We start from the raw sequence: 13,717 nt of genomic DNA on the forward strand, positions 1-13,717 counted from the left end.
TTATTCCACACCGTTTGACAAATTTATTTCCTCGGAAACAAGTTTCCACAAACTGCGATGAGTCTCTACATTTTCTGTACGAGTTGTACGAATCTCTACAACATGTAACCCGCCTTTTGTGAAAGCATGGTTCATTGCATGTCGAAATTCTTCCCAGCTGCTTGCTGAAGAAAATGTGCCATCATACAGACGAGTGGCATGCTCAAAATTCAATCCAGTTGGCGTACCGAATAAAAATTCAAAGTGCTTTTCTTGTTTTGACTGCGGTAAAAATGAAAAAATTCCTCCGCCGTCATTGTTAACTAGCACAACGGTTAAATTTAAATTATGCATCTTAGCTGCCAGCAGACCATTTAAATCGTGATAAAAAGATAGGTCACCAATAAATAAAACGGTGTGATCGTAAGCCGTGCTTACGCCTAGAGCAGACGAAACCACACCATCAATTCCATTTGCTCCTCGGTTTACAAAAAGTGGAATATCTTTCTCCGTATTTAAGAAGAAAGAATCAATATCTCGAACAGGCATTGAATTTCCAACAAACAAAGCCGTGCCTTCAGGTACTACATCCACAATTTCTTGAACTACTTGTCCTTCGAACCATTCCTGGCCAGAAGTTAATGTTTTGAGAGCCTGTGCAGTTTGAGCATTAATCTTTTTCCATAGACTCAGCCATGAAGTAGACTCCTCTTGATTCGCTGAAAGGCGCTTGATCAGTTCTTCACAAAATAATGTTTCATTGGCTTCAATCATCACTGTTGAACGCAAAGTAGGATCTCTCCAGCCTTTACCTTGGTCAACTACAAACATTTCTTTCGGCTCGTGTGCTTTTAAAAATTGCAATAGCGGTTTCGATACCGGCATCGCGCCAAAACGAATGACAACTTCGGGGTAAAAACGCTCATCAACCTTATCACTTTTTAAAAATGTATCATATGTCTCTATTACATTTTCTTTTGAATGCTTGCCGCTTCTTAATTGTGATAACGGATCTGCGAGCACCGGAAAGCTTAAAGCGTCAGCTAAACGGCATACGCTGTCTACTGCTTTTAAAGACATTTGATCTCCGCATATAATAAGTCCTTTTGTTGTTCCCTCTAGGCGCTTCGCAATTTCTTCGAATCCTTTTTCAGATAGAGATGCTTCTCCATGAATAGCAGCCACATATGATTTACCGCGTTTCCCCTGACTCCATAAATCTTCAATAGACAAATCTGGTACAATCGGTTCACGTAAAGGTACGTTAATGTGTACAGGACCGCTCGGTATAGCTTGAGCTGTATGAACAGCCCTTGAAGCTACTGTTCGAATATAACGATTCATATCTGCACTTTCTTCTGGTAAAGCTGTATCTACAAACCACTTCGCATACTGACCGAAAAGATGATTCTGATTAATTGCCTGCGGGGCACCTATATCCCTTAACTCGTGCGGCCGATCGGCTGTGATAACGACTAAAGGAATGCGTGAGTAGTGAGCTTCAATTACTGCAGGATAATAATTCGCTGCAGCTGTTCCAGATGTACATACAAGCGCCACTGGTTTTTTCTTTGCTTTTGCTATTCCTAGAGCAAAAAAGCCGGCAGAACGTTCATCAATGTTTAAGTGCACATGAATATCAGGGTGCTCAGCCATAAGCATCGCAATAGGCGTTGAACGTGACCCTGGACTGACCACTACTTCTTCAACATTTGCTTCTACTAATTCATCCACGAATGACGCAATATACGTTGTTAATGATTTAATGTGTTCCACGCATAATCCCTCCTAAAGCTGAAAGCATCGGGTTGAATTTAATTTTTGTTTCTTCATATTCACTTTCAGGCGTAGAATCTGCTACAATTCCACAGCCCGCAAATAAAACAGCTTCTTTTTGCTGAATAACAGCCGAGCGGATTCCTACTATAAATTCACCGTTTCCATTGATATCCATCCATCCTAAAGGAGCTGCGTACCACCCTCGGTCAAAGGATTCTAGCTTTCGAATAATAGGCAAGGCCTCCTGTTGAGGATATCCTCCTAACGCTGGTGTTGGATGGAGCTTTTGAATAAATGAAAATAGCGTCACATCTTCCTTTATACGCCCTTTCACAGGTGTATACAAATGTTGAATATGCTTTGTTTTATATAAACTTGGCTTACTTGGAATTTCTACTTCATAACAATAAGAATTCATCGCTTCTTTAATCATATGAACAACAACATCGTGCTCAATTAAGTTCTTAGGATCCTGAAGCAATTCCTCACCTAGTTCGTGATCTTCCTGCCTTGTCTTTCCTCTTGGAATCGAACCCGCTAAACAAGTGGAAAACACGTAATCTCCTTGTTTTTGTACTAGTCTTTCTGGGGAAGCGCCGATAAAATGCTGATGCTCTCCCTCTAAAATATATGTGTAGCTAGTTGGCTGTTCCTTTAACAGACGCTGAAGCACGTATTCAGTAGAAATATCTTCATTAAATTTTACTTTTAATTGGCGAGCAAGAACCACTTTCTCTATAACCTGTTGCTTAATTAAAGTAGTAGCTCTTTCAATATTTCCTTTAAATTTCTCTACCCCAATTTCTTCTTTTTCCAACAGCAAAGGTGAAATATGAGATTCCCCGTCGTACTCTTCACAAAGAACAAGTTTTTGGACCTCTTCGAAATAATTGATGTGCTCTTTTACAGAATCTTGTCCTTTAACCATCATATTAACGGTAAGATATCCTTCTTTATTTACCTGGGTATATAACACAGTTGGAATCATAAATTTTGAACTCGGGAAATCACTCCAATAGTTTTCTCGATACTGATTTGGGTCAAATGAAAATCCTCCAAATAAAAGAGGACCTGTCCCATCAGGGAAAATTTGGTTATTTTTATAAAAGTCTTCTTTTATAAAGCGCTTCCATTCATTTTCAATGTGGAAATAACGTTCTTTTGCCGCATTGGTGCAAATAGTATGCGCATATCCTAATCCAACAAATGTATAATAACTGTTGGGATCTTTCCAAAAAAAGCGTTCTTTATAAAACTGGTCATGTCCGTTCGCATAAAAAATAAGGGGGTCAATAGGTCTTACTTTTTTCACTAAACTGACCAATTTTGGCTGATTTTCATTTTTTGCACGCTCAATCGCATCTTTAATGTATTCTTGTACTAACTGTTCGGTCGTTGCAATCACACTACGTCCCCCCGTTCATCTTTTTTTCTTAAGTCTGTAACTAACTTATTATAAACTTTCAGTTCAAAAAAATCTAGCATCGCGATTCATGAGCAAAAATTAATTTTGCTTGTCTAAATTACGCCTTTTCAGTAAACCAATAAAAAAATCTTTATGATCTATTTAGTACCCTTTAGCCCTCAAGAACATTATTTTTATCATACCCTTTTCTATAACCTTTACCTTTCTTTAATTTTCCACTCCATTTCTCTCTTAGCTTCATGAATACCCCAAATCCTCCTAATATGAATCGTGTTTTTTTGAATTTTTAACACATACTACAAAAGCACACTAAATTTTTAAGGGGGAGCTTCATGACACTTTCAAAACAAGAAATCAGTCAGTTAAAACAAAATTTACAGCAGCAGCAGGCTGATATTCAATCGCACTTTGATCAAAATGATCATTTTGGTCTAACTCGAAGCGACGCTCACGATGCTGTAGGAGAACTTTCAAGCTACGATAACCACCCTGGTGACACAGCCACAGAAACATACGAGCGTGAAAAAGACCTTGCACTAAATGAACATGCAAAACAAGAGCTACATGAAATAGAAGAAGCACTGCAGGCAATCGCTCACAGCACGTATGGAACATGCAAAGTATGTGGAGCAGATATCTCATTTGAAAGACTTCAGGCTGTACCAACTACTTTATACTGTAGAGAACATAGCCCATCACAGGATATTCCAAAGCACAGACCTGTAGAAGAAAATGTTCTCCATCACCCATTTGGTCAATACGACTATGACGATACCGAGACGACAGGATACGACGCAGAAGATTCTTGGCAAGACGTTGCGCGTTACGGGACGTCTGAATCTCCTTCTGATTTTATAGAAGATACGTCTAACTATAGTGAAACCTATATTGAGGCGGATGAAGCTATCGGGTACGTTGAAGATTATGAAAACTTTGCCGCTACCGATTTATATGGACAGCCTCTTCCTATTTACCCTTCAAAAGAGCATGAGCGATATGAAAATGCACTGGATGAAGAAGGTACGATGACCATATTTGGAGATTTACCGGCCTATGAGAAAGATCCATACACTGAAAAGGAGTAGTTCTTCATACTACTCTTTTTTCTATTTTTAGTAGGAGCTATGGGAGATGACATCGAATGAATAGGAGATTAGAATTAATAATGAGGTGAACATAATGAATGCACATGAAATTGATTATAAATTGTATGGAGATGACATGCAGTTTGTTGAAATTGAATTAGATCCTTCAGAAAGTGTGATAGCAGAAGCTGGAGGAATGATGATGATGGAAGATGATATTGAGATGGAAACCATTTTTGGTGACGGTTCTTCCTCCAACAGCAGCGGACTTTTTAATAAACTAAAAGGTGCTGGGAAACGCGTATTAACTGGTGAAAGTTTATTTATGACGGTATATACAAATAACGGATATCACAAGCGAAAAGTATCTTTCGCTTCACCTTTTCCAGGTAAGATTATTCCTGTCGATTTAGAGCAGCTCGATCATAAAATCATTTGTCAAAAAAGCTCCTTTTTATGCGCTGCCAAAGGCGTATCCGTTGGTATTGACTTTCAAAAAAAACTAGGAACGGGCTTCTTTGGCGGTGAAGGTTTTATTATGCAAAAATTAGAAGGCAATGGCCTCGCATTTTTGCATGCAGGCGGCACCATTCATAAGAGACAGCTGCAGCCGGGTGAACGCCTTCGTGTAGATACTGGCTGTTTAGTGGCCATGACCCGTGATGTAAATTACAACATCGAATATGTAGGGAAAATTAAAACAGCTCTGTTTGGAGGAGAAGGCATGTTTTTTGCTACTCTGTCAGGACCGGGAACAGTTTGGATTCAATCTCTTCCTTTTAGTCGACTAGCCGATCGCGTTTTATCAAGTGCAGTTTCACCAACGGGAGGTAAAGGTGAAGGCAGTATCCTTGGTTCTTTAGGTGATTTCTTAAACGGTGACAACAGATAAAATAAAAAGGTGTAGTCGTTGACTACACCTTTTTTATTTATTGATTTAATAAATTTTTAGTGGAATGAATTCCCCAAATATCAGATGCATATTCCTCAATCGTTCGGTCACTAGAAAAAAAGCCGGAATGTGCAATGTTCGTCGCACTCATTTGAAGCCATTTATTTTCATTTCCATAAGCTTCGTTTACTTTTTGCTGTGCCGTAACGTATGAGTCAAAGTCACGGAGTACGTAGTATTCATCATTTTGCATTAATAATGAATCATATATAGGCTCGAATAAGTCATATGTGTCAGGTAAGAAGCCGTTTGTGAGCTGCTCGAGCACTTGTCGAATCCGCTTATCATGATGGTAATAATCATAGGCACGGTATCCTCCATTTTGCTGATAGCTCAATACTTCTTCGGCTTTTAACCCAAAAATAAAGACATTATCTTTTCCTACTGCCTCGCTAATTTCGACGTTCGCTCCGTCCATCGTACCAAGAGTTAACGCTCCGTTCATCATGAATTTCATATTTCCCGTTCCCGAAGCTTCTTTGCTGGCGGTTGAAATCTGTTCGCTGACATCCGCTGCAGGAAAGATATACTCAGCAAGTGACACTCGATAGTTTTCTAAAAAAACGACTTTTAAAAACGGTGATGTTTGTGGATCATGATTGACAACATCAGCTACAGAATTAATTAGCTTGATGACTTTTTTTGCATAATAATAGCCGGGAGAAGCTTTCGCACCAAAAATAAATGTACGAGGCACGATTTGAAAATTAGGGTCTTCTTTTAATCGATTGTACAAATACATAATGTGCAGTACATTTAAAAGCTGTCTTTTATAAGCATGAAGCCTTTTAACCTGTACATCAAAAATAGAATGTGAATCTATTTTAATTCCCGTTTGCTCTTGAATAATATCGGCAAGCAGCTTTTTACGCTGTTGTTTTACTGTTTTTAGTCCTTGTAAAAAGCTTGGATCTTCCACATACTCTTGGAGCTTTATAAGAGAATGCGGCTGTTTAATCCATTTATCTCCTATCACCTCGGTAATAAGAGAGGAAAGCTGCGGGTTAGCTTTTAACAACCAGCGCCGGTGGGTAATTCCATTCGTTTTATTGTTAAATTTAGCAGGATAAAACTGATAAAAATCTTTCATTTCTCGTTCTTTTAAAATATCAGTATGAATCTTTGCCACGCCGTTTACTTTATAACTTCCCACAATTGCTAAATGAGCCATCTTTACTAGCCCGTGCGCTAAAATAGCCATATTTTCAATCCGCTGCCAGTCTCCTGGATATGCTTCCCATAATTCTTTACAAAAGCGCTCATTAATTTCTTCAATAATCATATACACTCGTGGAAGCAAGGGTTGAAATAAATCAATCGGCCATTTCTCAAGGGCTTCAGAAAGAGTCGTATGGTTTGTGTATGAAATGGTATTGGACGTAATATGCCATGCATCTTCCCATTCCATTTTTTCTTCATCCAGTAAAATTCTCATTAGCTCAGGAATCGCAAGTACAGGATGCGTATCGTTAATATGAATGGCTACTTTTTCGTGAAAGTTTGTAAGTGTTTGATAGGTATTTCGATGTGCTCTGATAATACTTTGTAAGCTAGCTGACACAAGAAAATATTGCTGTTTCAACCTTAATATTTTACCATCTTCATGTGTATCATCCGGATATAAAAATTCTGATACAGCCTCTGTTTGACGCTTATACTCCATCACATCTTTATGTACTGGAAATGATGAAGGCTCCGCATTCCAAAGGCGAAGTGTATTCACTGTATCTGTTTTATACCCGATAACCGGGATGTCATAAGGAACAGCAGAGACGGGTTCTCCTTTTACATGACGAAAAGAGAATGTTCCGTCTTCCTGTACCATTTCAACTTCGCCCCAAAAGTTCACTTCGATTGCTTGATCTAATTTGCGTACTTCCCATGAATTCCCATGCCTTAACCATTGTTCTGGGAGCTCAATTTGAAAGCCGTTTACAATCTTTTGATCAAACAAACCGTGTTTATAGCGAATCCCATAACCGTGACCAGGAAGATTAAGTGAAGCAAGAGAATCTAAAAAACAAGCAGCAAGCCTGCCTAATCCCCCGTTTCCTAATCCTGCGTCTACTTCGATTTCCTCAATATTTTCAAGTGAAATATTCAGATCACTTAATCCTTCTTTTACAACTTCCCGAATTCCTAAGTTCAACAGATTTTGACCCAACAGTCTGCCTAATAAAAATTCGATAGAAAGATAATACACTTGCTTTGTATGTGAAGACCTATGAATTTCATTGGTTGAAATCCAATCGCTGCTAATATACTCTCGCACCATATTTCCTAATGTATGATAGTGATCTTGAACAGTAGATTCTTTAAAGCTCTTTCCATATGTCATTTCCAGCTTTTTTAAAAAAGCCTCTTGAAAGCTTTTTTTATCAGAGAACAATCTGCTCACCCTTTCACGATGGAGTAGATGTCAAATTTGAATACAATTGATTATATTTAAATGCCGATTGCCCCCAGCTATAATCCTGACTCATAGCATCCATCATTAATTTTTTCCATACATCTTTCTGGTGATAAAATGAAACAGCTCTTTCTAACGTATGAAGCATGTCATGAGCATTATAATTCTTAAAAGAGAAGCCATTTCCCTCTCCGCTATATTCATTATAAGCTTTGACCGTGTCATTCAGACCGCCCGTTTCACGCACGACTGGAATGGTTCCATACTTTAAGGCTATTAATTGTCCGAGTCCGCAAGGCTCAAAACGGGAAGGCATTAAAAATAAATCCGTACCGGCATAAACTTTATGAGCAAGTTCCTCATTAAAACCAATAATGGCTTTTACTTGTTGCGGGTACGTATCTTCCATCTCACGGAAAAACTGCTCAAACTCGTGTTCGCCAGTTCCTAAAATAACAATTTGGGCTCCTAAGTTAACCGTCTCATGGAAAACGTGCTTGACTAAATCCAATCCCTTCTGCTGGGTTAACCTTGTAACCATCGAAATAATTGGAACATCGTTATTTTCCTCTAATTCAAGATAGCGCTGGAGCTCTTTTTTATTTTTATATTTTCCTTCAATCTCTTCTACAGAATAAGGATAAGATATAAGCTGATCTGCGTCTGGGCTATAAGCTTCTTCATCGATTCCATTTACAATCCCAATTAAATCTTGATTTCGCTGACGCAATAATCCATCTAAACTTTCTCCGTAATAGGGCATTTGAATTTCATCTCGATATGTAGGACTTACCGTGGTAATTTTATCAGCTGATACAAGAGCCGCTTTCATAAAATTAATATTCCCATAAAACTCGAGCTGGCTTGTAGTAAAATAATAATCATTTAAATTTAATAGCTCATATAAATTGCTTTTAGGGAAAATTCCTTGGAATTGCAAGTTATGAATCGTAAAGACCGTCTGGATATGATCATACATATCATAATTAGCACGAAGTAAAAATGGAATCATAGCCGTATGCCAGTCGTGACAATGAATGATATCAGGCTCATTCTCTAAAAATGGGATAGCTTCAAGCACAGCTCTGCTGAAGAAAGCAAATCGTTCAGCGTCATCGTAGTGCCCATATAAGCTATCTCTTTTAAAATAATATTCATTATCAATGAAAATATATTTAACGCCATCCATCGTTAACGATTCAATCCCACAGTACTGTCTTCTCCACCCAACCTGCACATGAATAACTTTTTCAAGCACCATTTCATCTTGATAATGTTGAGGAATGGTTCCGTACTTTGGCATGACTACACATACGTTCGTTCCTAACTTTTTTAATTCTTTAGGCAGGGCACCTGCTACGTCTGCTAATCCTCCTGTTTTAATAAAAGGTACACATTCTGATACAGCAAATAATACATTCACGACTTCATCAACGCTCCTTGAGTTGTTCCTTTAGCAATGACTCTAGGTAGACCTGACTCACCTAGCAACGTTTCATTACTTCCTATTTTCACATCTTTGTCTAAAACAACATTTTCTAATACACTATTTTCTAAAATAACGCCTTTTTGCATCACAATGCTATTCTTAACGACCGTACCTTTTCCAATTTTAACGCCTCGGAAGATAATACTATTTTCCACATGTCCTTCAATCACGCACCCGTTTGCGATCATTGAGTTTTTCACAACCGCTTTTTTTGCGTAACGAGTAGGCGGTTCATCTTTTACTTTAGTGAAAACAGGACGTTCGTTGATAAATAACTGCTTCCAAACATCTGGAGATAAAATTTCCATACTTGTTTTATAGTAGGCATCTAAGCTAGAAATCTCAGCCGTATATCCATGGTGCTCGTACTTTTCTACACGATGAGATTGTGCCATATATCGAACCATTTCTTTAATCGTATAAAAATCATGCGATTCATTTTGCAAAATATTAACTAGAATAGATTTATTAATAATATACATATTAAGCGATTTATCACCCTGCTTCATTTCAGTAATATCTGCATTTGAAGCAATATGACGCTGCAGCACGTGCTCAAAGTCAACTGTACATATCGTATAACTATTAGCAATTAATACGTATTCCTGCTTACTTCTTAAGAAATAATCAATATGATAACGGAACTGCGTGAATAGTGATGGACTCTCTAAGTGTAAATCACTTGTCATAGGAGGGAAGATAAACAATCCATCTCGCTTCCGATCCAAATCCCATTCTTTTCCTGAACCTATATGATCCATCAATGCGCGATAGCGATCACGAGGAAAAATGGCAACGCTCGAAATTCCAGAGTTCACCATATTAGAAAGCGTAAAATCGATTAATCGATAGCGCCCTGCAAAAGGAATGGCAGCAATCGATCTATAAAAGGTTAAAGGCTGCAGCGCTGTTGTGTTTGTACAAGCATCAATAATACCAAGCATTTGATTATTCAATGTCGTTCATCCTCTCTGTTCGTTAAATGCATTTAGCAACTGATTCAATCAATTCTTGAGTAACAAGAATTACTTCTTCGCTTCCTTTGGTCGGTCGAATGATAGTACCGTCTGGAACTTCAATGTCCGATGGAACAATTGCGTTTTCAATATATACGTTAGAGCCTATCTTTGCAGTAGGCATGACAACCGTTTTCTTAACTTCAGAACCTGAACCGATTTGTACACCTGGAAATAACACGGACTGCTCTACGTTTCCTTCGACAACGCACCCTTCATTTACTAATGACTCCACCACGCAGGCGTTTGGCGCAATATATTGAGGAGGCTGATTAGGGTTAACAGAGTATACTTTCCATGAAGAGTCAAATAAATTAAGCTCGTCTTTATCACATAACAAATCCATATTCGCTTCCCATAAGCTTTTTACAGTTCCTACATCTTTCCAATAACCTTGGAATGGATATGCAATTAGCTTTTTCTTTTCATCTAGTAAAAGCGGAATAACATCTTTACCAAAATCATGGCTTGAGTATGGATTGCGTGCATCCATTTCTAAATATTCTTTTAAAATACTCCATTTAAAAATATAAATCCCCATAGAAGCTAGATTATTTTTAGGACGCTGTGGCTTTTCATCGAACTCCATTACATCTAGGTCACTATTTGTATTTAAAATACCAAAACGGCTCGCTTCTTCCCAAGGTACTTCAATAACAGAAATCGTTACATCTGCTTCTTTGTTTATATGATAATCAAGCATATTTTCATAGTTCATTTTATAAATGTGATCACCTGATAGAATCAGTACGTACTCAGGATCATATTGTGTCAAATAGTTTAAATTTTCATAAATAGCGCTAGCCGTGCCTTTATACCACTTTACTCCATCTGACTCCGCGTATGGAGGCAATACTGTGACGCCACCATTCCGTCGGTCCAAATCCCAAGCGCTTCCAATTCCAATGTATGAATTGAGAACTAGCGGTTGATATTGTGTTAATACACCTACTGTTTCAATACCTGAATTTGTACAATTACTTAAAGCAAAATCAATAATTCGGTACTTACCACCAAATGGTACAGCTGGCTTTGCTAGATTTTTTGTAAGCGAACTTAGCCGACTACCTTTTCCTCCTGCCAATAACATCGCTACGCATTTCTTTTTTAACATGTTGTTTTCTCTCCCCTCGTTTTCTCTTTGCTCGTAGTATACTAATGCCAAACGGCGGAATATTCATTTCAATGCAAAAAGGTTGACCGTGAAACGATTCATCCACTGATTTTAATGCCTTTTTATTTACAATGCCTGAACCGCCGTACACTTCGTCATCACTGTTAATCACTTCAATGTACTCTGTCTCAACTGGAACTCCAACTTTGTAAGAATGATATGGATGCTCAGAAAAATTGCTAACAACTATAAAAATCTCCTGATTTTCTTTCGACTTGCGAATAAAGGAGAAAATTTGTTGATGATGATTGTTAACATCAATCCATTCAAATCCATCTGGATTATGGTCTAATTCATATAAAGGCTTGCTTCTTTTATAAATCTTGATGAGATCCTTCATATACCCGTTAAGATTGCGATGCATGTCAAAGTCATAAAGCATCCAGTCTAACTCTTCTAAATCTTTCCACTCATCAAATTGGCCAAACTCTCCGCCCATAAATAAAAGCTTTTTTCCAGGGTGTGCAAAGAAATATCCATATAGCAGTCGAAGCTGTGCAAACTTGCGCCAGTAATCACCTGGCATCTTATTAAGCAATGATTTTTTCCCATGTACGACTTCATCATGAGAAAGCGGCAAAATAAAGTTTTCGTTAAACGCATACATTAGTGAAAAGGTCATTTTATCGTGAAGATAGGGACGTCTTTCCACGCCAGCTTCCATGTACGTTAAAACGTCATTCATCCATCCCATGTTCCACTTATAATTAAAGCCTAAACCGCCCTCATACGTAGGTGCTGTAACAAGGGGCCAATCCGTTGAATCTTCTGCCATCATTAATATCGTTTCATCAGATTTAAAAACAGCTTCATTCAATTTTTTTAAGAAGCTGACAGCTCCATCATTTACTGCTTTTCCAGAAGAATTTTGCCAATAAAGCATATTAGCTACAGCATCTACTCGAAATCCATCTATGTGGAAGTACTCCAACCAAAACAAAGCGTTCGAAATGAGAAAACTTTGTACTTCAGGCTTGCCTAAATCGAAATTAGCTGTTCCCCAAACATAGTTTTCACGGTCGGGTTCTTTTTTGTATTCATAAGTAGGTTCTCCATCGAACATATACAGACCATGTTCATCCTTACAAAAATGCCCGGGTACCCAGTCTAAAAGAACGCCTATATTATTTTGATGACACTCATCTATAAAGTTCATCAACTCTTTGGGTGTACCGTATCGACTGGTAGCAGAATAGTATCCAGTTCCTTGATATCCCCAGGATCGGTCGAGCGGATGCTCAATGACTGGTAATAACTCAATATGTGTAAAACCTTGTTCAGCAATATAAGGAATAAGCTCCTGTGCTAATTCACTGTATGTATAAAGGCTGCCATCTTCATGAGTCCTCCAAGACCCTGCATGCAGCTCGTAAATACACAGTGGTCTTTCATATATATTTTGCTGTTTTTTCTTTCTACGCCAATATTGGTCGTTCCATTTGTACCCATCCAATGAGTAAACAATAGACGCAGTGTTTGGACGCACTTCACTGAAGAAAGCGTATGGATCTGCTTTTAATTTTTTTTGATTGCTTTGTGTGATGATTTCATATTTATAAATAGTCCCTTGTTCTAATTCAGGGATAAATGTCATCCAAATACCTTCTTCATTAACTTTAACCATTGAATGTTGAAAACCGTTCCATTTATTAAAATCACCTACAACGCTTACACCCTTTGCATGAGGTGCCCACACGCAAAATCGTACGCCTTCAATTCCTTCTACCGTTACCTGATGCGCACCGAAAATAGAGTAACTGCGAAATAAGTTTCCTTCGTGATACAAATGAACATCAAATTCAGTAGGCTGAACCGCTAGATTCACTTTTGCCACCCCTTTAACTTCAAACATAATATACGCACATAATATACGCTTCTTACCACTCATTCCCTTTTATAGTAAAAACATAAACCTTTTCTACAAATATAATAGAATAAATGTTCTCTAAAATTACTCTTTATTCCATACTCTTCATACTTTATTACTTTATGAATAATTCCATATGATATAGGGAAAATCCTGCTTAAAACTTACTTTTTATTCTGAAAATTCATGGTAATTATTCCTAACTATTATTCCTGTTTACTTAATCTTTAAAAAAGCGCAAATAAAAAAAAGGTTTGCATATATGCAAACCTTTTTAAGATGACCCGTACGGGATTCGAACCCGTGTTACCGCCGTGAAAGGGCGGTGTCTTAACCGCTTGACCAACGGGCCATATTTAAATTTAAAACGACTGGCGGAGAAGGAGGGATTTGAACCCTCGCGCCGCTTACACGACCTACACCCTTAGCAGGGGCGCCTCTTCAGCCACTTGAGTACTTCTCCGTATGGCTCCACAGGTAGGACTCGAACCTACGACCGATCGGTTAACAGCCGATAGCTCTACCACTGAGCTACTGTGG

Annotated in this window: 9 protein-coding genes and 2 tRNA genes; 2 read left to right on the plus strand and 9 right to left on the minus strand. The window is 38.1% G+C overall.

All coding sequences use genetic code 11. The features are described from left to right. Positions 1-1,755: a 2-succinyl-5-enolpyruvyl-6-hydroxy-3-cyclohexene-1-carboxylic-acid synthase gene (menD, locus tag ACRPLY_RS19335; RefSeq protein WP_028411868.1), complete on the minus strand. Its 1,755-nt coding sequence runs from the start codon at positions 1,753-1,755 to the stop codon at positions 1-3. Continuing rightward, entirely contained in the window at positions 1,742-3,163 is a 1,422-nt protein-coding gene (locus ACRPLY_RS19340; protein ID WP_098627468.1) for an isochorismate synthase, read from the minus strand. The genes menD and ACRPLY_RS19340 overlap by 14 nt, the downstream gene beginning before the upstream one ends. A 353-nt stretch (positions 3,164-3,516) precedes the next feature. Between ACRPLY_RS19340 and ACRPLY_RS19345 the strand changes: the two genes are divergently transcribed. Next, positions 3,517-4,269, plus strand: coding sequence for a TraR/DksA C4-type zinc finger protein (locus ACRPLY_RS19345; protein WP_013059568.1), 753 nt, complete (start codon positions 3,517-3,519; stop codon positions 4,267-4,269). Between the two features lie 94 nt (positions 4,270-4,363). Next, entirely contained in the window at positions 4,364-5,161 is a 798-nt protein-coding gene (locus tag ACRPLY_RS19350) for a TIGR00266 family protein (protein WP_013059569.1), read from the plus strand. 37 nt (positions 5,162-5,198) lie between these two features. Here ACRPLY_RS19350 and ACRPLY_RS19355 read toward each other — a convergent pair whose 3' ends face one another. The 7 genes from ACRPLY_RS19355 to ACRPLY_RS19385 all read right to left on the minus strand — a co-directional run bounded on the left by ACRPLY_RS19355 (position 5,199) and on the right by ACRPLY_RS19385 (position 13,640). Then, positions 5,199-7,610: a glycogen/starch/alpha-glucan phosphorylase gene (locus ACRPLY_RS19355; RefSeq protein ID WP_028411871.1), complete on the minus strand. Its 2,412-nt coding sequence runs from the start codon at positions 7,608-7,610 to the stop codon at positions 5,199-5,201. Between the two features lie 13 nt (positions 7,611-7,623). Further along, complete coding sequence (gene glgA / locus ACRPLY_RS19360) at positions 7,624-9,054, minus strand: glycogen synthase GlgA (protein WP_028411872.1); 1,431 nt, start codon at positions 9,052-9,054, stop codon at positions 7,624-7,626. Beyond that, positions 9,051-10,076 (minus strand): glucose-1-phosphate adenylyltransferase family protein, encoded by a 1,026-nt coding sequence (locus ACRPLY_RS19365; RefSeq protein ID WP_025750736.1) that lies wholly within the window; start codon positions 10,074-10,076, stop codon positions 9,051-9,053. Before ACRPLY_RS19365 ends, glgA begins: the two co-directional genes overlap by 4 nt. A gap of 22 nt (positions 10,077-10,098) precedes the next feature. Continuing rightward, positions 10,099-11,250 carry a glucose-1-phosphate adenylyltransferase gene (locus ACRPLY_RS19370; protein ID WP_016765788.1) on the minus strand — a complete coding sequence of 384 codons (1,152 nt, stop codon included), beginning with the start codon at positions 11,248-11,250 and terminating at the stop codon, positions 10,099-10,101. Continuing rightward, complete coding sequence (gene glgB / locus ACRPLY_RS19375; protein ID WP_033579577.1) at positions 11,201-13,162, minus strand: 1,4-alpha-glucan branching protein GlgB; 1,962 nt, start codon at positions 13,160-13,162, stop codon at positions 11,201-11,203. The genes ACRPLY_RS19370 and glgB overlap by 50 nt, the downstream gene beginning before the upstream one ends. A gap of 295 nt (positions 13,163-13,457) precedes the next feature. Continuing rightward, positions 13,458-13,529 (minus strand) — tRNA-Glu (locus ACRPLY_RS19380). Positions 13,530-13,549: 20 nt separating this feature from the next. Next, positions 13,550-13,640, minus strand: a tRNA-Ser gene (locus tag ACRPLY_RS19385). Positions 13,641-13,717: the final 77 nt, after the last annotated feature.

It is taken from the genome of Priestia sp. TGN 0903, from assembly GCF_050846855.1.
In the GTDB taxonomy this organism is placed as follows: domain Bacteria; phylum Bacillota; class Bacilli; order Bacillales; family Bacillaceae_H; genus Priestia; species Priestia zanthoxyli.